22 protein-coding genes are annotated in these 21929 nt (G+C 36.4%); 17 read left to right on the top strand and 5 right to left on the bottom strand.

Annotated elements, in window-relative coordinates; translation table 11 throughout:
- Positions 1 to 140 precede the first annotated feature (140 nt).
- The gene (brnQ, locus tag DFQ08_RS02615; protein WP_114308236.1) at positions 141 to 1451 is read right to left on the bottom strand and encodes a branched-chain amino acid transport system II carrier protein; all 1311 of its coding nucleotides are present in this window, start codon (positions 1449 to 1451) and stop codon (positions 141 to 143) included.
- Positions 1452 to 3005 carry a serine hydrolase gene (locus DFQ08_RS02610; protein WP_114308235.1) on the bottom strand — a complete coding sequence of 518 codons (1554 nt, stop codon included), beginning with the start codon at positions 3003 to 3005 and terminating at the stop codon, positions 1452 to 1454.
- Between the two features lie 93 nt (positions 3006 to 3098).
- Here DFQ08_RS02610 and DFQ08_RS02605 point away from each other — a divergent pair, with 93 nt between their 5' ends.
- The 3 genes from DFQ08_RS02605 to DFQ08_RS02595 all read left to right on the top strand — a co-directional run bounded on the left by DFQ08_RS02605 (position 3099) and on the right by DFQ08_RS02595 (position 4511).
- Complete coding sequence (locus tag DFQ08_RS02605; RefSeq protein ID WP_114308234.1) at positions 3099 to 3875, top strand: alpha/beta fold hydrolase; 777 nt, start codon at positions 3099 to 3101, stop codon at positions 3873 to 3875.
- Positions 3876 to 3952: 77 nt separating this feature from the next.
- Positions 3953 to 4195: a hypothetical protein gene (locus tag DFQ08_RS02600; protein ID WP_114308233.1), complete on the top strand. Its 243-nt coding sequence runs from the start codon at positions 3953 to 3955 to the stop codon at positions 4193 to 4195.
- An 82-nt stretch (positions 4196 to 4277) separates the two neighbouring features.
- Positions 4278 to 4511 carry a hypothetical protein gene (locus tag DFQ08_RS02595; protein ID WP_114308232.1) on the top strand — a complete coding sequence of 78 codons (234 nt, stop codon included), beginning with the start codon at positions 4278 to 4280 and terminating at the stop codon, positions 4509 to 4511.
- On the opposite strand, the gene thiL is transcribed toward DFQ08_RS02595, so the two are convergent.
- Positions 4492 to 5547, bottom strand: a complete 1056-nt coding sequence (gene thiL / locus DFQ08_RS02590; RefSeq protein ID WP_114308231.1) for a thiamine-phosphate kinase — start codon at positions 5545 to 5547, stop codon at positions 4492 to 4494. The genes DFQ08_RS02595 and thiL overlap by 20 nt on opposite strands.
- 299 nt (positions 5548 to 5846) lie before the next feature.
- On the opposite strand from thiL, the gene DFQ08_RS02585 reads away from it, so the two are divergent.
- From DFQ08_RS02585 to DFQ08_RS02525, 13 genes are all read left to right on the top strand, one after another.
- A complete protein-coding gene (locus DFQ08_RS02585) occupies positions 5847 to 6086 on the top strand; it encodes a hypothetical protein (protein WP_114308230.1) in 240 nt (79 codons plus the stop codon).
- A gap of 145 nt (positions 6087 to 6231) precedes the next feature.
- Complete coding sequence (locus DFQ08_RS02580; RefSeq protein ID WP_114308229.1) at positions 6232 to 6561, top strand: HesB/IscA family protein; 330 nt, start codon at positions 6232 to 6234, stop codon at positions 6559 to 6561.
- A gap of 57 nt (positions 6562 to 6618) precedes the next feature.
- The gene (gene sufB / locus DFQ08_RS02575; RefSeq protein ID WP_114308228.1) at positions 6619 to 8067 is read left to right on the top strand and encodes a Fe-S cluster assembly protein SufB; all 1449 of its coding nucleotides are present in this window, start codon (positions 6619 to 6621) and stop codon (positions 8065 to 8067) included.
- Positions 8068 to 8131: 64 nt separating this feature from the next.
- Positions 8132 to 8539: a hypothetical protein gene (locus tag DFQ08_RS02570; protein ID WP_114308227.1), complete on the top strand. Its 408-nt coding sequence runs from the start codon at positions 8132 to 8134 to the stop codon at positions 8537 to 8539.
- Between the two features lie 4 nt (positions 8540 to 8543).
- Positions 8544 to 9296, top strand: coding sequence for a Fe-S cluster assembly ATPase SufC (sufC, locus tag DFQ08_RS02565; RefSeq protein ID WP_114308226.1), 753 nt, complete (start codon positions 8544 to 8546; stop codon positions 9294 to 9296).
- Between the two features lie 155 nt (positions 9297 to 9451).
- Positions 9452 to 10765: a Fe-S cluster assembly protein SufD gene (gene sufD, locus DFQ08_RS02560; protein WP_114308225.1), complete on the top strand. Its 1314-nt coding sequence runs from the start codon at positions 9452 to 9454 to the stop codon at positions 10763 to 10765.
- Positions 10766 to 10825: 60 nt separating this feature from the next.
- Entirely contained in the window at positions 10826 to 12040 is a 1215-nt protein-coding gene (locus tag DFQ08_RS02555) for an aminotransferase class V-fold PLP-dependent enzyme (protein WP_114308224.1), read from the top strand.
- Positions 12041 to 12085: 45 nt separating this feature from the next.
- Complete coding sequence (locus tag DFQ08_RS02550) at positions 12086 to 12910, top strand: META domain-containing protein (RefSeq protein ID WP_114308223.1); 825 nt, start codon at positions 12086 to 12088, stop codon at positions 12908 to 12910.
- A gap of 33 nt (positions 12911 to 12943) precedes the next feature.
- A complete protein-coding gene (locus DFQ08_RS02545; protein WP_114308222.1) occupies positions 12944 to 13366 on the top strand; it encodes a SufE family protein in 423 nt (140 codons plus the stop codon).
- 79 nt (positions 13367 to 13445) lie between these two features.
- Positions 13446 to 13769 carry an iron-sulfur cluster assembly protein gene (locus DFQ08_RS02540; RefSeq protein ID WP_114308221.1) on the top strand — a complete coding sequence of 108 codons (324 nt, stop codon included), beginning with the start codon at positions 13446 to 13448 and terminating at the stop codon, positions 13767 to 13769.
- Positions 13770 to 13782: 13 nt separating this feature from the next.
- Positions 13783 to 15618, top strand: coding sequence for an ABC transporter ATP-binding protein (locus DFQ08_RS02535; RefSeq protein WP_114308220.1), 1836 nt, complete (start codon positions 13783 to 13785; stop codon positions 15616 to 15618).
- A gap of 21 nt (positions 15619 to 15639) precedes the next feature.
- Complete coding sequence (locus DFQ08_RS02530; RefSeq protein ID WP_114308219.1) at positions 15640 to 16155, top strand: DUF2480 family protein; 516 nt, start codon at positions 15640 to 15642, stop codon at positions 16153 to 16155.
- A gap of 211 nt (positions 16156 to 16366) precedes the next feature.
- A complete protein-coding gene (locus DFQ08_RS02525) occupies positions 16367 to 17296 on the top strand; it encodes a DUF3078 domain-containing protein (protein ID WP_114308654.1) in 930 nt (309 codons plus the stop codon).
- A gap of 75 nt (positions 17297 to 17371) precedes the next feature.
- On the opposite strand, the gene DFQ08_RS02520 is transcribed toward DFQ08_RS02525, so the two are convergent.
- A complete protein-coding gene (locus tag DFQ08_RS02520) occupies positions 17372 to 19642 on the bottom strand; it encodes a penicillin-binding protein 1A (RefSeq protein WP_114308218.1) in 2271 nt (756 codons plus the stop codon).
- Between the two features lie 17 nt (positions 19643 to 19659).
- Positions 19660 to 20871 (bottom strand): GTPase HflX, encoded by a 1212-nt coding sequence (gene hflX / locus DFQ08_RS02515; protein ID WP_114308217.1) that lies wholly within the window; start codon positions 20869 to 20871, stop codon positions 19660 to 19662.
- Between the two features lie 72 nt (positions 20872 to 20943).
- Here hflX and DFQ08_RS02510 point away from each other — a divergent pair, with 72 nt between their 5' ends.
- Positions 20944 to 21894, top strand: coding sequence for an endonuclease/exonuclease/phosphatase family protein (locus DFQ08_RS02510; protein ID WP_114308216.1), 951 nt, complete (start codon positions 20944 to 20946; stop codon positions 21892 to 21894).
- Positions 21895 to 21929: the final 35 nt, after the last annotated feature.

Raw genomic sequence — 21929 nt, 5'->3', positions numbered from 1 at the left:
TTCAAATAAACATAAAAATAAAAAAAATAGTTATTTTTTACACATATTGTTAAATATATAACATAATTAAAGTTTACACCGGCTAAGCAGCTCTAAAAGCGGACTTTAAACAGGTTAAATTCGAATAAAATTGACTAAAACTAAGCTTCAGAGGAACGTCCTAACACGCGTAATCCAGAAATTAAAAAGAAAGTGCAAAGCGCCGGTAAAACCCAACCCAAGCTATATTGAGCCAATGGAATTAAGGAAATTAGTTTTGAAACCCCTTCGGAAGGACTTAAAAAACCAAGGACATCGGGAATACTAAACAACACCGTCACCATAACAACGCCTCTGAACACTAAAGGAGTCGCCCATTTTTCAGATAAGATATTGAGTAAAATTAAGATAATGGTAATCGGATAAATAAACAATAACACCGGAATTCCGACTTGTATTATGGCCTTGAAATCGAGTTGCCCCACAATCACACCACAAACACAGGCCAATACGGCCATTATTACATAAACCCGTTGAGAGTTATGAAATAAGCCTTTAAAATAATCTGCCGCACCTGCTACAATCCCTATCGCAGTGGTTAAACAGGCCAAAGCAATTAAAACACTCAATACAGCATTACCAAATTCGCCCAAAGACGAAATACTAATACCTCGCAATAAATGAGCGCGTTGCATATCATTACTCAATCCGGTATCAATAGCAATATCTGAACTGTAGTAGGCCCCTACCGCAATTAAACCGGCATATATCACAAAAAGACCTAAACCTGCAATAAAGCCCGACTTCCTAATTAACGTTCGCTTAGAGCCGTATGCTTCCACGGCCATATTATCAAAATTGATCGACACAATAATCACTGCTCCAACAACCACAGAGGCAATAGCATCAAACGTTTGATACCCTTCTATAAACCCTGTGATCATTGGGGTTTTAGACAATGCCTCCCCTGTTGAAAATTCAGAAGACATTAAGGCGATTCCAATAACCGCCAATAGCAGTATAACAATAAAAGGCGTTAAGAACTTCCCTATAATATTTAAAATTTTAGTTCGGTTTAGCACAAAAACCAAGACCAAAGAAAAATAAACAGTACTTGTTAGTAAAGGCGTGGTTCCAAACGTAGGAAACACAGCAATCTCATGGGTTGCTACAGCGGTACGAGGCGACGGAATAGCAACAGCAATAAGGTAGATAAGAATACAATAAACAATACTAAACGACTTAGATACCTTTTTCCCAAAATCGAACAAGGTCCCTTGTAGCCTAGCGTGCGCCAAAATGCCTAAAATAGGAATGACCACCGCCGTGATCATAAATCCTAGGGTTACCAAAAACCAACTTTCGCCTGCTTGATAGCCTAATAATGGTGGAATAAGAAGGTTGCCCGCTCCAAAAAATAAAGAGAACAATCCAAAACTGGTGATGAGTAATTCTTTTTGACGAATATCCACTTATTTCGTTTTCTTAAGTTCTAGGTCCTGAAAATCAAAGCTAAAATCGGTAATAGGTGCTATATAACTCATTGTTGCAGACACCGCCTCTCCATGAGCATCAAAAGTGAACTTTACATAAACATCAGCATCATAACTTCTATTATCCCATTTAGCCACAAACGTCGTGGCATTTAAAGGCAACAATTGCCCCGATAACCTTGATGATCTTTCACTTTTTATAGTGTAGCCTTTTTTAGCGTTGTAAGTAATATGAATATCCCCAAACCAATCGTCCGTATACGTCCCCACAATTTGTTTAGGTTGCGGTAAGCCTTTTAATTTTTCTGCCGCTTTTACACGATTATAAACTTCCGCTTTAATACTATCATTATACTGAATAAAAGCACGATTACGGTTTCCATAGGTCGTTAACCATTTTCTATTTTCGTAACCGAGATAAGCATCTTTAATTGTATTTGTAATAGTATTAAAGGCCGACCCGTTCATTTGATTAGTTAAGACCACAATCCCTAAATCTAAATCAGGAATCATTGTAAATTGTGTTACAGTTCCTAATAAACCTCCGGTATGGTAAACTTGTTTATAACCACCTTTAACATCAGACAAAAACCAACCTAAACCATAACCTTTAAAATGTGCATCATAGGCATCATCGGGAGACACATGTAATGGCGTCTGTAATTGCCAAAGCTCATGCAATTGCTCTGAACTTAATAGACGTTCACCATTTTTAGTCACGGCATCATTCATTAAAAACGCCGCCCAAGTTAACATATCAGGTACATTACTAATAATTCCCCCTGCAGGATTTGCCGTTGCACTCCAATCATGAGGAATCTGAACAACCTCACCTTCCGCTCTAGTGTGCGCATCAATAATATTAGACCGGTCAGTAACACGGTTATAAGACGCCTTACTATTGGTCATGCCAACAGGTGTTAATATTTGAGACTCAATGAAGGCTTCCCAGGTCATACCACTTACACGTTTTAAGACTTCACCCGCCACAATAAACATATTATTATTGTATTGAAATGTACTTCTAAAGGAACTTTCAGGCTCTAAATAACGTAAATTAGAAATGATATTTTCTACGGTAAAATCACTGCCTTCTGGAAAAAACATTAAATCACCAGCACCTAAACCTAACCCACTGCGATGCGTAACGAGATCGCGAATTGTGAAGGCTTCAGTCACCCAAGGGTCAGACAACTGAAATTCCGGAATATGAGTTCTGACTTTATCATCCCAATTAAGTTTTCCGGCATCGACCATCATAGCCAAAGCAAAGCAGGTAAATCCTTTACTATTAGAAGCAATCCCCACTAAGGTTTCCGCATTCATCGCTTTCTTATTATTTAAAGACCTAAGACCATGCCCCTTAGCATAGACAATTTCGCCATCTTTATAAATCCCTACTGAAATACCAGGCACTTCAAAGGTGCTTAAGGTTTCCACGATTAATGAATCGAGTTGTTTGTCTTCAATTTGAGCATACCCGAAGGAAAGTGTAATAAATAATAGAAATGAAAATAAAGCCTTTAATCTCATGAGTTATAGAATTAGTTACAGAAAGCCTTCAAAGATACTAAAATGTTATAAGGATTACGGTTGAAAAACTTTGCTTCAGTTATCTTTGCCCTTATGATTATAAACTACAAGAATTGTCAGGTTCACTATACAGTTGAAGGTGAAGGGTCACCGGTTGTATTGCTTCATGGTTTTTTAGAAAACCTAAAAATGTGGCAACCGATTTTACCCGCCTTAACCAAAACCCATCAAGTGATAAGTATAGACCTTTTAGGTCACGGTGAAACCGAATGCCTAGGTTACGTGCATCGTATGGAAACTATGGCCGATGTTGTTTTAGCCGTATTACAACATGAGCAAGTGGAAAAGGCGCATTTTATAGGACACTCCATGGGGGCTTATGTTGCTTTAGCCTTAGCTGAACAACAGCCAGAGTTATTTAAAGGCCTTTGCCTGATGAATTCTACTTTTGAAGCCGATACTCCAGAAAGGCAACAGATTAGAACCCGTGCGTGTAAAATGGCACAGCACAACTACCAAACCCTTATAGAACTCTCTTTTGCTAATTTATTTTCTGAAGAAAGCAAAACCACATATAAAGAGGCTTACCAAAACGCCTTAAACGAAGCTTTACAAACGCCCTTACAAGGCTACATTGCTGCACAAGAAGGGATGAAACTAAGACCTAATCGTTTAGAGGTTTTTAAAAATTTAGAAGGACAGCAATTAATCATCGCCGGAAAAAAAGATCAGCTTATAAATAGGGAACAGATCTTAAAAACTATTGAAGGCAGCCGCATTACTTATGTAGAATTTTCTGAAGGACATATGAGCTATATCGAAAACAAGAAAGAATTAACTTACAATGTTTTGCAGTTTATCGAAAAATAAATCCTTTTAACGTTTTATATTCATTTATTGCTTAGGTTTACTTCATACGTTAACCCCTTTATTGTAATAATTTAGATATGACGCCTACAAAAATCTACTGTGATTTATTTGGTCATAATTACGAGATTACCAAAAAAGTCACCAATCATGTAAAAGAGTACACCTGTACTTGCTGTAAAAAACAACTCACTACCGATAGCAATGGTCAACTTACGGCTCTAACTCCTAAACACCAAGACATTAATTTGGCTTTAGAGCGAATTTACAACCATAAGCTAATGCGTTTAAAGCGAAAAACCGTCCATTCGTCGATTTATTAGGTACAAATCCCAAACTAACGCCTATTTTTCTTATATTCCAAGCCTTGTCAATAAGATGCACAACCCCTAAGAATTCCAGTTAATGAAAAACATTTACTGTTCACTCTTTGGTCATAGATATCAGGTGTCCAAAAAAGTGACCTATCACGTAAAAGAATACAAATGTAAACATTGCAAGACCGAAATGACCATCAATGGCGATGGTGCCCTGACACCACTCACCCCGAAATTCAAAGAAATCAACAAAATTTTACATCGCATTCATAAGAAGCGCTTAAAAAAACGACAACAACTTTTTACGCTGGATCATCAGTAAGCGCATTCCAACCTTTAGCAATAATCGGAATTTTTTCCTCTCCACGAGTTACCAAATGCATCCCACGATCTTCATCGGTCATATAACCTATAATCGTTAAATTAGGATTCCCTTTTATTTTAGGAAAATCTTCTTGCGAAATGGTCATGAGCAATTCATAATCTTCACCACCACTTAAAGCAATCGTCGTACTATCAATATTAAATTCTTCACAAGTGGCAATCACTTGCGGATCTAGAGGAATTTTATTTTCATATACATCAACCCCTACCTTACTTTGCTTACATAAATGGATCACTTCAGAAGATAAACCATCACTTACATCAATCATACTTGTAGGCTTCACGTCTAACTCTTTTAAAAGTTCCACAATATCCTTACGGGCTTCAGGTTTTAATTGACGTTCAATGATGTAGGTATACATCGATAAATCGGGCTGATTTTGCGGATTCACCTTAAAAACTTGCTTTTCGCGTTCTAAAACTTGCAAGCCCATATAAGCGCCTCCTATATCTCCCGTAAGCACTAAAAGATCATTAGGTTTAGCACCAGATCTTAACACTTCCTGCCCTTGCTCTACTTCACCAATAGCGGTTACCGAAATAATTAAACCAGAGGTTGATGATGTGGTATCTCCACCAACAACGTCTACATTATAATATTTGGCAGCCATCGTAATCCCAGCATACAACTCTTCTAAAGCTTCTAAGGGAAATCGGTTAGACACCGCAATAGAAACTGTAACCTGAGTAGCCATCGCATTCATGGCATAAATATCCGAGAGATTAACCACTACAGCTTTATAACCTAAATGTTTTAAAGGGGCATAAGTCAAATCAAAATGCACACCTTCTACCAATAAATCTGTAGAGACAACAATTTGTTTTTTATCAAAGTTTAGAACGGCAGCATCATCACCAATACTTTTTACGGTCGATTTTTGAGTCACTGTAAAATGCTCAGTCAAATGCTCTATTAATTTAAACTCTCCTAATTCACTTAAAGGAGTTCGCTGTGGGTTTTTATCTTCAATCATACTGCAAAAATATTATCCTTTTTTTAAATACGATGCATTTAACGTATTTATTCCATCTTATTCCAAAGTACAGATTCATAAACAAACCTTAATTTCAGCTATTTTTTATTTAAAACCAACCATTTAGTTAAGTAAATCCCATCTTCAACAACTAATCACAGGCCAGAAAAAGAGCATTCATAACGTCCTAAATGACATGATATTACAAAATTATAATGCATTTCATCGAAAAATTATGCGTTTTAACCTGTATTTATCACGATTTATATAAATTGTCCTCCCCAAAACACCCCAAACCTATGAAACCTACAAACAAAAAGCCCTTACCTTGTGCCGTTTTTGGCCACAATTATATGCGTTCCAAAACCAATTCAGACCAAACTGTAGAACTTACTTGTACACATTGTAACACCATAGTTGTGACGGATAGCTTTGGTAATTTTGAGAATAATACCCTTAAAAACCCAGAAATTGCAGACACGTTACGGGAGTTATATCAACTTACACGTCAATTATCTAAAACACGTGTAGCGTCGTAGCATACACTCTTCTCGACTTTTACTAGCTTTGACGTCATAGCCATTGCTTATGAAATCATATACTAATATAATGTTAGTAGCTATGGTTAAACACTTGCTATATCGTATATTTGCATTCTATTTAGAACTAATCTAGTTATTCAATATGATCAATGTCTCTGAACATGCAAAAAAGAAAGTTATAGAACTTATGACTGATGACGGCTATGACCCTAGTACAGACTATGTAAGAGTCGGTGTGAAAAGTGGTGGCTGCTCGGGTTTATCTTACGATTTAAAGTTTGACAAAACACAATTAGAAGATGACAAAGTTTTTGAAGCCAATGGTATTAAAATCATTGTAGACAAAAAGAGTTTCTTATATCTTATTGGTACCACCTTAGAATATTCTGGAGGCTTAAATGGAACTGGTTTTGTTTTTAACAACCCTAATGCCAATCGCACCTGCGGTTGTGGCGAATCTTTTTCACTTTAAATTGAGCTTACCCCAACCTTCCTTAGAGAAGGCGCTTAAAAAAACGCAAAAATTATTATGAGTAAATACACAGAAGACGATCTTAGAGAAGAATTAAAAACCAAAGAATACGAATATGGTTTTTATACTGATATAGAATCAGAAACCTTCCCTAATGGTCTTAATGAAGAGATTGTTATTGCTATTTCCAAGAAAAAAGAAGAGCCAGAATGGATGACTGCTTGGCGTCTTGAAGCTTTTAAAGTTTGGAAAGAAATGACAGAACCAGATTGGGCTAACGTCAACTACAAAAAGCCCGATTTTCAGGCGATCTCTTATTATTCTGCACCCAACAACAAACCAAAATACGATAGTATTGACGAAGTTGACCCAGAATTATTGGCCACTTTTGAAAAATTAGGAATCTCACTAGACGAGCAGAAAAAGCTTGCTGGGGTTGCTATGGATGTGGTTGTAGATTCTGTTTCAGTCGCTACGACCTTTAAAAAGACTTTAGGGGAAAAGGGTATTATTTTTATGAGTATTTCTGAAGCCATAAAAGAACACCCAGAATTGGTAAAAAAATACTTAGGAACCGTTGTACCACAAAAAGATAATTTTTACGCCGCTTTAAATTCTGCCGTATTTAGTGATGGTAGTTTCTGTTACATTCCTAAAGGTGTGCGTTGCCCAATGGAATTATCAACATATTTCAGAATTAACCAAGCCGGAACAGGACAGTTTGAAAGAACCCTTGTTATTGCAGATGAAGGCAGTTACGTTTCCTATTTAGAAGGTTGTACCGCTCCGAGTAGAGACGAAAACCAATTGCACGCGGCCGTTGTAGAACTTATTGCCTTAGATGATGCTGAAATAAAATACTCAACAGTACAAAACTGGTTCCCAGGAAATGCTGAAGGGAAAGGTGGAGTATACAATTTTGTAACCAAAAGAGGCCTTTGTGAGAAGAACGCCAAAATATCTTGGACACAAGTAGAAACCGGGTCTGCCGTAACATGGAAATACCCATCTTGTATCTTAAAAGGTGATAACTCTGTTGGAGAATTTTACTCTATTGCCGTTACTAATAATTACCAACAGGCCGATACAGGAACTAAAATGATTCACTTAGGGAAGAACACCAAATCGACCATTATATCTAAGGGAATTTCTGCAGGAAAATCGCAAAACTCTTACCGTGGATTGGTACAAATTAATTCGCGTGCTGAGAATGCTCGTAATTTCTCCCAATGTGATAGTTTATTAATGGGGAATGAATGTGGCGCACACACTTTCCCATATATCGAAGCCAAAAATAAAAGTGCCATGATTGAGCACGAGGCTACCACAAGTAAAATTGGAGAAGACCAGATTTTCTATTGTAACCAAAGAGGAATCGATACTGAAAAAGCCATTGCCTTAATTGTTAATGGGTTTAGTAAAGAAGTCCTAAACAAACTTCCTATGGAGTTTGCTGTAGAAGCACAAAAACTATTAGAAATTAGTTTAGAAGGTTCTGTAGGATAGAACATTTAAAAGTGGTCACCACTTTGTTTAAGGGTAATAATATTGCAAATCCAACCATTGAAATATGAGAAAAATTAGCGTCATTATTGTTTTAACTTTAGTCTTTTTTGCTTGTAAAAACGAGCCTAAACAAGAGGCCAGTTCTAAAGACGAAAACCCCATAACTAAAACGACATCTGAAGCTTATGTTACCTTAAAAGGTGACTTTGTATACTATGCCGATGCGGCCGTATTACAAACCCCTTCAGAAATTTACGGAGTTGTTATTGATGAAAAGATGCACCAACTCAATAAGCAGGTCACTGCTTTAAAAAATGAAGACACAGATATGGTACCAGTCACCGTAAAAGTCAGAAAGTTTGAAAAAAACAAAGACGAAGAAGGATGGCAATACCGTGTAGAAATAAAAGAAATTTTAAAGGTGGAAGCACCTGATCCAGAAGGAAAAGACGTTATAAAATTAGCAAATTAAGACTATGTTAAAGATTAATAATTTACATGCAAGTATAGGAGATAAAGCCATTTTAAAGGGGATAAATCTTGAAGTAAAACCAGGAGAAGTTCATGCTATTATGGGACCAAACGGTTCTGGTAAAAGTACCTTAGCTTCTGTTATTGCAGGTAAAGAAGACTACGAAGTTACGGAAGGTTCTATTTTATTAGAAGAGGAAGACATTGAAGAATTAGCCGCAGAAGAGCGTGCCCATAAAGGCGTCTTTTTATCGTTTCAATATCCTGTTGAAATCCCTGGAGTTAGCGTAACTAACTTTATGAAAACAGCCATCAATTCTTCACGTAAAGCCAAAGGTTTAGAAGATATGCCAGCTAAAGACATGTTGAAGATGATTCGTGAGAAATCTGAATTATTAGAAATAGACCGTAAATTCTTATCGCGTTCTCTTAACGAAGGCTTCTCTGGAGGTGAAAAAAAGAGAAACGAAATTTTCCAAATGGCCATGTTAGAACCTAAATTAGCCATTTTAGATGAAACCGATTCTGGTTTAGATATTGACGCCCTGCGTATTGTTTCTAATGGTGTTAACAAACTAAAATCTAAAGACAACGCCGTTATTGTTATTACACACTACCAACGTTTATTAGATTATATCGTTCCAGATTTTGTACACGTTTTATTAAATGGTAAGATCGTAAAATCAGGTACCAAAGAATTAGCACATGAGTTAGAAGCTAAAGGTTACGATTGGATTAAAGAAGAGGTGGGTGCCTAATATCCTTTTTAGGATAGGCTTGTCTTTGGTCATACCAAACACAGCACATCCCCCGCTTACCTAGCATGTTTTTAATAAAAAAATAAGGACACAGTTTTTTTATTGCCCTTCCCAGAATACGGTAGAGCAGGTGAAAAACTGAAAACTGAACAAAAATGGAATTAAAAGAAAAATTAGTATCGTCGTTTATGGCCTTTGAGGACAACGTAGATGTGAACTCGTCGATACATGATATACGAACTGAAGCTATAAAAACATTTGAAGCAGAAGGCTTTCCGACTAAAAAGTTAGAAGCTTGGAAATACACGTCCTTAAATTCCGTTTTAAAGCAGGATTATAGTGTGTTTCCTAAGCAAGATAATGAGATTGAATTTAAGGATGTTAAGAAATACTTTATTCATGATATTGATGCTTACAAAATCATCTTTATCGATGGTAAATACGCGTCACATTTATCGCAAACCACCCATGATGGTTTAGACGTCTGCCTTATGTCTGCCGCTTTAACAAAGCCAAAGTACAAGGTTATTATAGACAATTATTTCAATAAAATTGCCAATAAAGACGGTCTATCCTCTTTAAATACTGCTTTTGCATATGAAGGGGCTTATATTAACATTCCTAAAAACAAGGTGGTTGATAAACCCATTCAAATTATACATTTCTCTACCGGAAATGAAGCTGCAGTAATGCTACAACCAAGAAATTTAATTATCGTTAACGAAAATGCACATGTTCAGATTATAGAACGTCATCAGAGTTTAACCGATAATCCTGTTTTAACCAATTCTGTCACAGAGATTTTTACAAACAAACGTGCCATTGTTGATTATTACAAAATTCAAAACGATAAACAAACGGCTTCTATTATTGATAATACCTTTATCAACCAGAAGCAAGAAAGTTTAGCTAAAGTCCACACCTTTTCATTCGGAGGGAAATTAGTAAGAAACAATTTGGAATTTTATCAAAATGGCGAACGTATAGACTCTACCATGAAAGGTATTACCGTTATTGGTGATAAACAACATGTAGATCATAACACTTTAGTACACCATATTGAACCAAATTGCGAAAGTCACCAAGATTACAAAGGCATTTTTGATGATAAATCTACAGGTGTTTTTAACGGAAAAGTCATTGTAGAAAAACTCGCTCAGAAAACCAATGCTTTTCAGGCTAATAACAACATTTTAGTTAGTGATAAAGCGAGTATTAACACCAAACCTCAACTAGAGATTTTTGCTGATGATGTAAAATGTTCTCACGGTTGTACCATTGGTCAATTAGATGAAAGTGCCATGTTTTATTTACGCTCACGTGGTATTCCTGAAAAAGAAGCCAAAGCCTTACTCATGTTTGCCTTTAGCAACACGGTTTTAGATTCTGTTAAAATCCCAGAGATTAAAAATAGAATTACAAAAATCATTGCTAATAAATTAGGTGTAAACATCGGGTTTGATTTGTAAACCATACCAAAGACCTGTTTAACCATCATCCTTAAACAGGTCTCTTATTTAAACTAGACCATGCTCAACGTACAAGATATCCGCAAAGACTTTCCTATTCTAAACCGTAAGGTAAACGGAAAACCATTAATTTATTTTGATAACGCTGCCACCTCACAAACCCCGCAGCAAGTTATAGATGTCATTGTATCGTATTACAGCAATTATAATGCGAACATACATCGTGGCGTTCACAGCTTAAGTCAAGAAGCAACAGATGCTTACGAGAAAGCACGGATAACCATTCAGAAGCATTTTAATGCCAAAGAAGCACATGAGATCATTTATACATCTGGGACCACCCATGGTATTAATCTCGTTGCCAATGGCTTTTCATCTTTATTAAAAAAAGGAGATGAAATTATTGTTTCGGCTTTAGAGCACCACAGTAATATTGTGCCTTGGCAGATGCTTTGCGAACGTACAGGAGCGGTCTTAAAAGTCATTCCTATGAACGAGGATGGCGAATTAATCTTAGCCGATTTTGATGCTTTATTAAACGAAGCTACCAAATTGGTATTTGTTAATCATATTTCTAACGCTTTAGGGACCATTAATCCTATAGAATACATTATAGATCGTGCTCACAGCGTAGGAGCTGCGGTTTTAGTAGATGGCGCTCAATCTTGCCCACATTTAAAACCGGATGTTCAAGCTTTGGATGTGGATTTCTATGTGTGTTCAGCGCATAAAATTTGTGGACCTACCGGTGTAGGTATGCTTTACGGAAAAGAAGAATGGCTTAAAAAACTCCCTCCTTATCAAGGTGGTGGAGAGATGATTGCTGAAGTAAGTTTTGAAAAAACCACTTATGCAGGACTTCCTCATAAATTTGAAGCCGGAACGCCAAACATATGTGGCGGTATCGCTTTTGCGGCGGCACTAGATTATATGAATGCTATAGGATTTGAAAACATTGCCGCTTACGAAAATGAGCTTCTCAGCTATGCTACGGAGCGATTACTTCAAATTGACGATTTAAAAATTTTCGGAACTTCAGAAGAAAAAACTTCGGTGATTTCTTTTAATGTTGGTACTATTCACCCTTACGACATCGGAACAATCCTTGATAAAATGGGTGTTGCCGTACGTACAGGTCATCATTGTGCACAGCCTATTATGGACTTTTTCAAGATTCCTGGAACCATCAGGGCTTCTTTTATGTTCTATAATACCAAAGCGGAAATTGATGCCTTCGTCGTTGCGCTTAAAAAAGCCATTATGATGCTCTCATAAACTTTGGCATTAAAAGTGTAACTTTAATCAGTAAACACTTCAAAGATGAAAAAAGTACTCTATTTATTTATAATTATCCTGACTTTGAGTTCTTGTAACTCGTCTAAAACAGCCCTTGAAAAAAAGGATACAATGCCACAGACCATACCAGAAGCCACTTATCTTATTACTGAAGTTAAGTCTGAAACGATAAACCCTGGTGCTTTAAGCATTGCTTTTAACCCTACCACGGGCAAAGTTACAGGTCATGGCGGATGCAATAGCTTTTTTACGACCTATACTACTGAAGGCAACGAAATAGTCTTTAGCCCAATTGCGGCCTCAAAAAAATTATGTCCTAAAGCCATTAGTCAGTTAGAAAATGACTATTTCACAGCTTTAAAGCAAGCAACTCATTTTAACGTTAATGGGGCGACGATAAGCTTTTCGAATACAAAAGGGCCCCTCGCTAAAGGACAACTACAAATAGAAGCTGTTAAAACGCCTAAGGAGGTGGATTACAAGGATCGACTTCGTGTAAAATATGAAAGCTTTTCTAGGACGGATTTTGATTTTATCCTTCTATCCCAAACACAAGCCATTACCTCAAAAGATAAAGGCTTACAAAAAACAACGATTACCCCAATGCCGGCAGATGATTGGAAGGCATTAAAAGAATTAATCGATGCTATTGAGTTGTCTGAAGTAACGAAGCTCACACCGCCTTCAACTGCCCATCAGTACGATGGCGCTCCACATGCCAGCTTAGCTATTACTGTGGGCGATATAGAATATGCTAGCCCTGCTTTTGATCATGGTAATCCACCAAAAAGCATTGAGGCTTTAGTTAATAAAGTGTTATCCATAAAAGAAAATCTTAGAAAGCCCTAACGATTTTGTAATTTTGCATTAAACGAAGAGACTATGACTATCGAAGACGTACAGAATGAAATTATTGATGAATTTTCCATGTTTGAAGACTGGGAAGAGCGTTACCAATATATGATAGATTTAGGGAAAGACCTTCCTTTAATTGACGAAAAATATAAGACTGATGACAACATTATAAAAGGTTGTCAGAGTAAAGTATGGGTACATGCCAATTTAGAAGATGATAAAGTTCAATTTACCGCAGATAGCGACGCTATTATCACTAAAGGTATTATTGCCATTTTAATTCGTACCTTTTCTAACCAACATCCTAAAGCCATCATTGAAGCCAATACGGATTTTATTGATCAAATAGGATTAAAAGAGCATTTATCACCCACCCGAGCTAATGGTTTAGTGAGTATGATAAAGCAATTAAAAATGTATGCCATTGCATACCAAACCCAATTAAAATAATACAACCCGAGGAAAGCAATAACGCTAGAAAGGCGTTTTACCTATAAAATTGCAAGACTTTGGCACTAATTTTTTTTCAATGAGCGAACAAATAGACACCACTATAATAGGAGAAAAAATCCTTAAAGTTATCAAGACCATTTACGATCCTGAAATTCCTGTAGACATCTATGAGTTAGGATTAATCTATGACGTTTTAATTAACGAAGATTTCGAAGTAAAAATCTTAATGACTTTAACCACACCAAATTGTCCGGTGGCAGAAACTTTACCTCTAGAGGTTGAAGAGAAGGTAAAATCTATAAATGAGGTTAAGGATGCCGAAGTAGAAATCACTTTCGATCCGCCATGGTCTCAAGAATTAATGAGCGAAGAAGCTAAGTTAGAGCTTGGTATGCTTTAATTAAATCTCGCCTATGCCAAGACGCCCATTTACATCATTAAAGGACGATAAGAAAACAAATATAAAATCGTCCTTTAATGCTTTAATCTACATCCCTAGATTTTTCAAAGAAATTTGGAAAGTCAATAAAGGCCTCTTTCTACTATCTGCATTTTGTCGCCTTATTGGCGCCCTACTCCCTGTTGTTATCTTATGGATAGGGAAACTTATTGTAGATGAAATTATCTTACAAATTTCATTAGACAACCCCGACTATTATACCTTGTGGACCTACGTAGGGGCAGAATTTGCTTTGGTGATCCTTTCAGACCTTATAAGTAGAGCCATCTCTTTGACTGACGGTTTATTAGGCGATGAGTATAATATTACCAGCTCGGTAAGTATCATAAAAAAAACCAATCAGATTAATATTAGTCTGTTAGAAGATTCTGAGTTTTACGATAAATTAGAACGTGCCAGAACCCAAACTAACGGTCGTGTGGGCTTAATGTCTAACGTCTTAGCCCAAGTACAAAGCGGCATCTCTATTACCACTCTGGTGGCTGGTCTAATTTATTTTGAACCCTATTTAATTATCCTTTTAGTCCTAAGTATTATTCCATCGTTTATTAACGAGGTACGCTTTAGCCAACAACAGTATTCGCTTGCCCGCAGCTGGACTTCAGAACGCCGTGAATTGGACTATTTACGCTTTATTGGTGCCAATGATAAAACCGCTAAAGAAATTAAGCTTTTTGGTTTAACAGACTTTATCGTTAATCGTTTTCAAAACCTTTCTGAAGAGTATTACGAACTCAATAAAACTCTAGCCATAAAGCGCTCTGCATTAGGATTTTTATTTAATGTTTTAGGATCTATTAGTTACTACGGCGCCTATGTTTTTATTATTTACAGAGTGCTCTCGGGCGCTATAACCTTAGGGGAACTGACTTTTTTATCAGGATCATTTAACCGTTTAATGAAAAACCTACAGGATTTCTTTTCTAGATTCACTAAGATTTCTGAAAGTGCCTTGTATCTAAAAGATTATTTCGATTTTATTGATATTTCTCTCAGGTCAGAAACACAAGAAAACCTTTCCCTTCCTAAAAAGATTAAAACCGGATTTGAGTTTAAAGACGTCCGTTTTGCCTACCCTAATTCTGAAAATGAAATTTTAAAAGGGATCTCCTTTACACTAAAAGCAGGTGAAAAGTTAGCCTTTGTAGGACAAAATGGTGCCGGAAAAACGACGTTAATTAAACTCCTCCTACGGTTTTATGAACCTACCGCCGGGGAAATTTTATTAGATGGTGTTAACATCAACCGCTATAATATTGCCGAATATCAGGAGTATTTTGGTGTGATATTTCAAGATTTCTTTCGCTATGAATTTACCGTTAAAGAAAACATCGCTATCGGAGATATTGATGAGCTTGAAAATCAAGTAAAAATAGAGAATGCCGCCGAATTAAGTTTAGCGAATAGCGTGGTTTCAGAATTAAAAAAAGGCTACAATCAGCAATTAGGAAAACGTTTTTACAACGGACAAGAGTTATCGGGCGGTCAATGGCAAAAAGTAGCCTTAGCCAGGGCTTATATGAAAAATGCGGAAGTGATGGTCTTAGATGAACCTACATCAGCCTTAGATGCCCGTGCCGAAAGTGAAGTTTTTGATCGTTTTATTGGTTTAACCGAAGGAAAAACAAGCATTATTATTTCGCACCGCTTTAGCACTGTAAGGCAAGCCGATAGAATTTTAGTTCTAGAACAGGGAAGCGCTTTAGAAATTGGAACCCATGAAGAACTGATGGAAAATCAAAAATTGTATGCCGAATTGTTTACGTTACAAGCAGAAGGCTATCAGTAAAATATTTATCTTTATAGAAATATGGCAGAAGAAATTATAAATAGAGTCGCAAATAGTAACTTAAAAGTTATAGATCTAGAAGATTATTACCCAAGCGGTAAACGGGTCTTATTCGATATTAAGCCTTGGTTACTAGAAGGCTTAGTACTGCGCGAAAAAGAGTTTAGAGCAAGTGTTGCAACACATAACTGGTCGCAGTACCAAGACTGTTTTGTAGCCTTACACTGCTCTACCGATGCCATTGTACCCGATTGGGCTTACATGCTCATAGCTCTAGAGTTAGAACCCTATAGTCAACGTACTATTATTGGAGATCTAGAGGTTTTAGAATCCCTATTATATGTAGCTATCATTGAAAATTTAGAAGTTTCAGAATACCAAGATGCTCCTGTAATTATCAAAGGTTGTTCTAATAAGCCTGTACCTGCTAACGCTATGATGTTATTATCTCAAAAATTAAAACCGGTTGTTAAGTCTATGATGTTTGGTGAAGCCTGCTCGGCCGTTCCTTTGTATAAAAAAGCAAAAGCCCGATAAAAACCTTAAAATTTTATTAAAATCCATACCACTGTTGGTATTATCTATAAAAGCGAAATAATTTTGTTTCCAAGTCTATTTAACCTGTACTTATGATATAAAGGCGTGCACGCTCATATAAATTGTGACTTCTGTATAAAGCCTGTGTCTAACAAGAGTGATTAATTAACATAACTTTTAAACTTCGAAAATTCACCTCATTATGAATAATATGAACAAAAAATTATTTTTATCAGCAGCGATGATGCTTGCTTTAAGTTTCGGTTTTTCTCAAACAAAAGAAGAATTACAAGCTCAAAAAGCAGAAAAACAAGCGGAAGCTAACAAATTACAAAGCGAAGCAAAAGCGATCCAAAAACAAATTGATGCCTTACCAGGATGGAGAGTTGGTGCTTTTGGTACTATTGGTGGTAGTTTATCTGAATTTAACGATTGGTATTCTCAAGGCACACCTAACAATAGTTCTGGTAACATTGGGATTTCTTTAAATGCCTTCGCGAACAAAATTGAAGCTAAATATTTCTGGAGAAATGCTTTAACTACAAACTTTGCGTGGGTAAAATTAGATGACAAGAATGATGCTACTGACAGTGATTCTTTCGAATCTACAACAGATGTTTTCAACATTTCATCTTTATACGGTTATAAGCTTAGTGAAAAACTTGCAATCTCTGGTTTAGGAGAATACAGAACAACGGTTTTAGATAATTTCAATGACCCAGGTTATTTAGATCTTGGTATTGGTGCAACTTGGACACCTATTGAAAACTTAATTGTTGTGGTACACCCATTAAACTACAACTTTGTTTTTGCTGATGATGATACTATTTTTGAATCTTCTTTAGGTGCTAAAATTGTAGCTGACTATACAAGACAAATTGGTGCTATTAGCTTCAAAACAAACCTTTCTGCTTTCCAAAGCTATGAAAGTTCAGACCTGTCTAACTTCACATGGACAAACTCTTTCAGCTATAAATTATGGAAAATGATTGGTGTAGGTTTTGATTTTGGTTTACGTAGCAACAAGCAGGAAGCTTTAGATTACTCAGTAAATACGTTAGGAAATACCGCAGAAACTTTTGATTCTGTAGATAACAAATTACAATCTTATTACACTATTGGTTTATCATACGCTTTCTAAACGTAACATAATCCAACTCAAAAAAAACCTGTTTAAATTCAATTTAGACAGGTTTTTTATGCTTCACATTAACACTTAGTGAAACTTTTTCTTCTTCTCTTTTTTCTTAAACAGTCGTTTTATAAAACCATCGCGTTTGGTAGGTTCACAATCCATAGTCAAGACAACCTCATCTGAGGGCTCTTCAAATTTGGCTTGGGTAATAGCCTTATAATCCGCGTCTTTATTTAATTTCTGATAGAACTTAGCAAAAATGGGTAAGGCCGAATTAGCGCCTTGTCCCATCCCCGTTGATTTAAAACCAATACTATGATTGTCATTCCCAACCCAAGTCACCGTAACTAAATGTGGTGTCAATCCTACAAACCAACCATCTTTATTATTCTGTGTGGTTCCTGTTTTTCCGGCAATAGCATTTGTTAAACCATAAGTCTGTCGTAATCGCGTTGCCGTACCCGAATTTACTGTAGACTGCATCATCTCTAAAAGCACTTGCCTAGTGTAATCACTATAGGCTTGCTCTTCTGCTACCTTAGGTTCAAATTGCGCGATAACACGCCCTGATTTATCTTCTATTTTAGTAATATAGTAAGGCTTTACCGCTTTACTTTTATTTAAATAGCTGGCATAAGCTCCAGTTAATTCCTTTAAATTAATTTGAGCAACTCCCAATGCTAAAGAGGGCTCTTCAGGCATTTTTTTTGTGATGCCTAATTTTTTTACTTGTGCTATAACCTTCGGAATACCCACTTCCTCTAAAACCTTAACAGAGATGGTATTAACAGAATTACTTAAGGCTTTTTCGAGGGTATAATTAATATATGGATCTTCTTCCTTAGCTCCCGCATTACTCGGTGTCCAATCTTCATAATCAGTATAGGTCACTTTATTTAAAGAGAAGTAGCTACAAGGATTTAATCCCTCGTCAATCGCTGCGGTATAGACAAAAGGTTTAAAGGTAGACCCAACTTGGCGTTCGCTCTGCGCAACATGATCATATTTAAAATAGCGGTAATCTATACCGCCTATATAACTGCGCACCGCTCCGGTAGTCGGTTCAATCGCTAACATCCCGGTGTTCAAAAACTTTAGATAATGCTTTATACTATCTATAGCAGAAACTTGCTGAAGCGTATCCCCCTTCCAACGAAATAAATCTACAGGACGTTTTAAGTTTAAAGAGTCTTTAATTTGCTGCGCTGTTAATCCTTGTGCTTTATACGCTTTAACCTGCGGCAATTTGTTAATTTCACTTTGTAACACTTTAGAATTAACCTCCCAAGGACCTGAGGCGCCATAAGACTTTTCAAAAGCCGCCTGCAAAGGTTTCATATGCTCTTTCATGGCTTGCTCCGCCAACTCTTGCATCTTATAGTCTAACGTGGTGTGAACAATAAGTCCGTCTTTATAAAGGTCGTACTTATCACCATCGGGTGTTTTTAAGGTATCTAAGATTTTTTCTAGTTGTTTCTTTACTTCCGCTCTAAAATAAGGGGCTAAGCCAACATCATGATTAAAAGAACGGTAATCTAACTCCAAGGGTTTAGCGGCATAAAACGATAAGGAATCTTCAGACAGATAACCGTAGTTTTTCATCTGATCTAAAACCACATTTCTACGATCTCTACTTCGCTCTAAATGCACTCTTGGATTGTAATAAGAATTCGCCTTTAGCGTCCCTACCAACGTAGCCGCTTCAACGACTGTAAGATCATTAACCGACTTATTAAAAAACTTAAGCGAAGCACTTTCTATACCATAGGTATTATCTGAAAATGGTACAGTATTAAGGTATAAGGTTAGAATTTCGTTTTTAGAATACACGGTTTCAATCCGCTTGGCAACAATAGACTCTTTAAATTTATTAATAAGCATACTGAACATAGCATAATTTTTTCTGCCATATAAATTTTTAGCCAATTGCAAGGTAATGGTACTTCCACCGCCTGCCGATTTATCTTGGAGGATTAGATTCTTAACAAATACACGCATTAAACTGATATTATCAATACCATCGTGCTCATAAAACCTTGAATCTTCAGTAGCAACCAAAGCTTCTATAAGGTGCTTAGGAAAATCTTCAAAAACAACGGGCTGCCGATCATAGATATAATATTTACCCATTAACTTCTGATCCTTATCTAAAAGCTGAGTGGCCTGTTCTTGTTTTATAGAACTGATCTCCTCTATACTCGGAACTTTTCCAAAAACACCAAAATAGATACTTATATATAAGCCAACCAGACCTAGCACGGCAAAAAAACCAAGGACGATAACGCCCTGAACCCACTTATTTTTTAAGATCTTCTGAAATAAAGACTTTAAACCCGACGAAGATGTATTCATAAAAAACGCAGTTGTTATTATTCTATATCTTCAACGTCTGGATATAAGAAATGATTGTAAGGAAATCTTGTAATATGAATTTCGCGCACTTCTTGATAAACACGTTTTCTAAACTCGTCCATATTTTCTTTGTTTAAGGCCGAAATAAATAAGGCATTCCCATCCATGCGAGACATCCATGTTTTTTTCCATTCCTCTATAGTGTAATTGGCTTTCGTACGCTCGTCTACTAAATTATCATCATCAAAAGGTTCAGCTTCATAAGCATCAATCTTATTGAACACCATTATGGTTGGTTTGTCTTTACTATCAATTTCGTCTAAAATCTGATTAACGGAATCAATATGCTCTTCAAAATTATTATGAGAAATATCTACCACATGAAGTAGTAAATCCGCCTCTCGAACTTCATCTAAAGTACTTTTAAAAGACTCTACGAGTTGCGTTGGTAATTTTCTAATAAATCCAACGGTATCACTCATTAAAAACGGTAGATTACCAATCACCACTTTACGCACAGTAGTATCTAAGGTGGCGAACAATTTGTTTTCAGCAAAAACTTCACTTTTACTAATGACATTCATCAACGTAGATTTCCCAACATTGGTATAGCCCACTAAGGCCACACGCACCATTTTTCCACGGTTACCACGTTGCACGGCCTGCTGCTTATCAATGGTCTTAATCTTAGCTTTTAGTAAAGCAATTTTATCACGAACAATACGTCTATCGGTTTCAATCTCGGTTTCTCCAGGTCCACGCATTCCAATGCCCCCTTTTTGACGCTCAAGGTGTGTCCACATTCCTTTTAATCGTGGCAGCAGATATTCGCACTGCGCGAGTTCTACTTGGGTTCTGGCGTAACTGGTTTGGGCGCGTTGGGCAAAAATATCGAGAATAAGATTGGTTCTATCTAGAATCTTACAGTTCAGAATCTTACTAATATTGCGTTCTTGAGCCGGCGATAATTCGTCATCAAAAATTACAGTTCCTACATTATTAGCTTCTACAAACTGTCTTACATCTTCCATTTTTCCGGTTCCTATAAAGGTCTTAGGATTGGGGATGGCCATTTTCTGCGTAAAGCGCTTGATCACTTCACCACCGGCGGTAAACGTTAAGAACTCGAGTTCATCTAAATATTCTTTAGACTTTTCCTCATCTTGATTTTGCGTAACAACACCAATAAGTACTGCTTTTTCTAAATCTATATCTTTTTTTTCTATCATATATTAAGTAAAGTACAAAGTTAAGCAATTGAATGCGCAACATGTAATGTTAAAAAACTATATTTAATCCCTATGAATACAACACCTACAGATTACACCATTGCATTTTATAATATCGAAAATTTATTCGACATAGAAAACAATAAATTTATAAACGATCGTGATTTTTTACCAACGTCTAAAAAACAATGGACCAAAAAGCGTTACCGTAATAAAGTTGAAAAGCTAGGCACTGTAATTTCTAAAATTGGTAAGGAAAACACGCAAACGCCTCCCGTTTTAGTAGGTTTGGCTGAAGTTGAAAATGAAAAGGCACTTTCAGATTTAATCAACAGTCCGGAACTCAAAGATAAAAATTATAGTTTTATTCATTATGATTCTCCAGATGAACGTGGCATTGATGTCGCCTTATTATACAATACAGACCTTTTTGAAGTTACACATTCTCAACCTTTCTCCGTGTATTTAGAGCGCCCTAATGGCGAACAAGATTATACCCGAGATATTCTATTGGTAAAAGGAACCCTAGACCAAGCCCCTATTAGCGTCTTAATTAACCATTGGTCCTCACGAAGAGAAGGGATTAAAGAAACAGAATTTAAACGTATAGCTGCTGCAAAGGTGGTTAATACTGTGATTAAAACCTTAAAAGAAGAAGATCCGGAAGTTAAGATTATTGTTATGGGCGATTTTAATGATAACCCCAATTGCAAAAGCATCCATTTAATGGAAACCGAAAGCGGACTTTTTAATCCTTTTAAAACGGTTTGGTCTTACGATCGTGGAAGTGTTAACCACAATTTTCAGTGGCAACTCTTTGATCAAATTCTATTTTCCACTAATTTCTTCGACACCTCTAACGCCAAGCTAATTTTTAAAAATGCTCAGGTTTTTAACAGTAAATTTATCACTCAGCAGCATGGAAAATACAAAGGCCAACCTTTTCGCACTTTTGTAGGGCAAAAATACCATGGAGGATATAGCGACCATTTCCCTGTTTACATAGAATTACAACCTTCCTGAAAAACAACCAAACCTTTCAACGATAAAAAATGTCG

Source organism: Winogradskyella arenosi, from assembly GCF_003337305.1.
Lineage (GTDB): Bacteria > Bacteroidota > Bacteroidia > Flavobacteriales > Flavobacteriaceae > Winogradskyella > Winogradskyella arenosi.
The sequence above is the reverse complement of the archived record's forward strand: the minus strand, read 5'-3'. Positions and strand labels throughout refer to the sequence as shown.

Excerpts from the sequence above, each read along its gene's own strand:
- DFQ08_RS02610 (WP_114308235.1), bottom strand. The coding sequence starts at position 3,005 with ATGAGATTAAAGGCTTTATTTTCATTTCTATTATTTATTACACTTTCC.
- DFQ08_RS02605 (WP_114308234.1), top strand. The coding sequence starts at position 3,099 with ATGATTATAAACTACAAGAATTGTCAGGTTCACTATACAGTTGAAGGT.
- DFQ08_RS02600 (WP_114308233.1), top strand. The coding sequence starts at position 3,953 with ATGACGCCTACAAAAATCTACTGTGATTTATTTGGTCATAATTACGAG.
- DFQ08_RS02595 (WP_114308232.1), top strand. The coding sequence starts at position 4,278 with ATGAAAAACATTTACTGTTCACTCTTTGGTCATAGATATCAGGTGTCC.
- thiL (WP_114308231.1), bottom strand. The coding sequence starts at position 5,547 with ATGATTGAAGATAAAAACCCACAGCGAACTCCTTTAAGTGAATTAGGA.
- DFQ08_RS02585 (WP_114308230.1), top strand. The coding sequence starts at position 5,847 with ATGAAACCTACAAACAAAAAGCCCTTACCTTGTGCCGTTTTTGGCCAC.
- DFQ08_RS02580 (WP_114308229.1), top strand. The coding sequence starts at position 6,232 with ATGATCAATGTCTCTGAACATGCAAAAAAGAAAGTTATAGAACTTATG.
- sufB (WP_114308228.1), top strand. The coding sequence starts at position 6,619 with ATGAGTAAATACACAGAAGACGATCTTAGAGAAGAATTAAAAACCAAA.
- DFQ08_RS02570 (WP_114308227.1), top strand. The coding sequence starts at position 8,132 with ATGAGAAAAATTAGCGTCATTATTGTTTTAACTTTAGTCTTTTTTGCT.
- sufC (WP_114308226.1), top strand. The coding sequence starts at position 8,544 with ATGTTAAAGATTAATAATTTACATGCAAGTATAGGAGATAAAGCCATT.
- sufD (WP_114308225.1), top strand. The coding sequence starts at position 9,452 with ATGGAATTAAAAGAAAAATTAGTATCGTCGTTTATGGCCTTTGAGGAC.
- DFQ08_RS02555 (WP_114308224.1), top strand. The coding sequence starts at position 10,826 with ATGCTCAACGTACAAGATATCCGCAAAGACTTTCCTATTCTAAACCGT.
- DFQ08_RS02550 (WP_114308223.1), top strand. The coding sequence starts at position 12,086 with ATGAAAAAAGTACTCTATTTATTTATAATTATCCTGACTTTGAGTTCT.
- DFQ08_RS02545 (WP_114308222.1), top strand. The coding sequence starts at position 12,944 with ATGACTATCGAAGACGTACAGAATGAAATTATTGATGAATTTTCCATG.
- DFQ08_RS02540 (WP_114308221.1), top strand. The coding sequence starts at position 13,446 with ATGAGCGAACAAATAGACACCACTATAATAGGAGAAAAAATCCTTAAA.
- DFQ08_RS02535 (WP_114308220.1), top strand. The coding sequence starts at position 13,783 with ATGCCAAGACGCCCATTTACATCATTAAAGGACGATAAGAAAACAAAT.
- DFQ08_RS02530 (WP_114308219.1), top strand. The coding sequence starts at position 15,640 with ATGGCAGAAGAAATTATAAATAGAGTCGCAAATAGTAACTTAAAAGTT.
- DFQ08_RS02525 (WP_114308654.1), top strand. The coding sequence starts at position 16,367 with ATGAACAAAAAATTATTTTTATCAGCAGCGATGATGCTTGCTTTAAGT.
- DFQ08_RS02520 (WP_114308218.1), bottom strand. The coding sequence starts at position 19,642 with ATGAATACATCTTCGTCGGGTTTAAAGTCTTTATTTCAGAAGATCTTA.
- hflX (WP_114308217.1), bottom strand. The coding sequence starts at position 20,871 with ATGATAGAAAAAAAAGATATAGATTTAGAAAAAGCAGTACTTATTGGT.
- DFQ08_RS02510 (WP_114308216.1), top strand. The coding sequence starts at position 20,944 with ATGAATACAACACCTACAGATTACACCATTGCATTTTATAATATCGAA.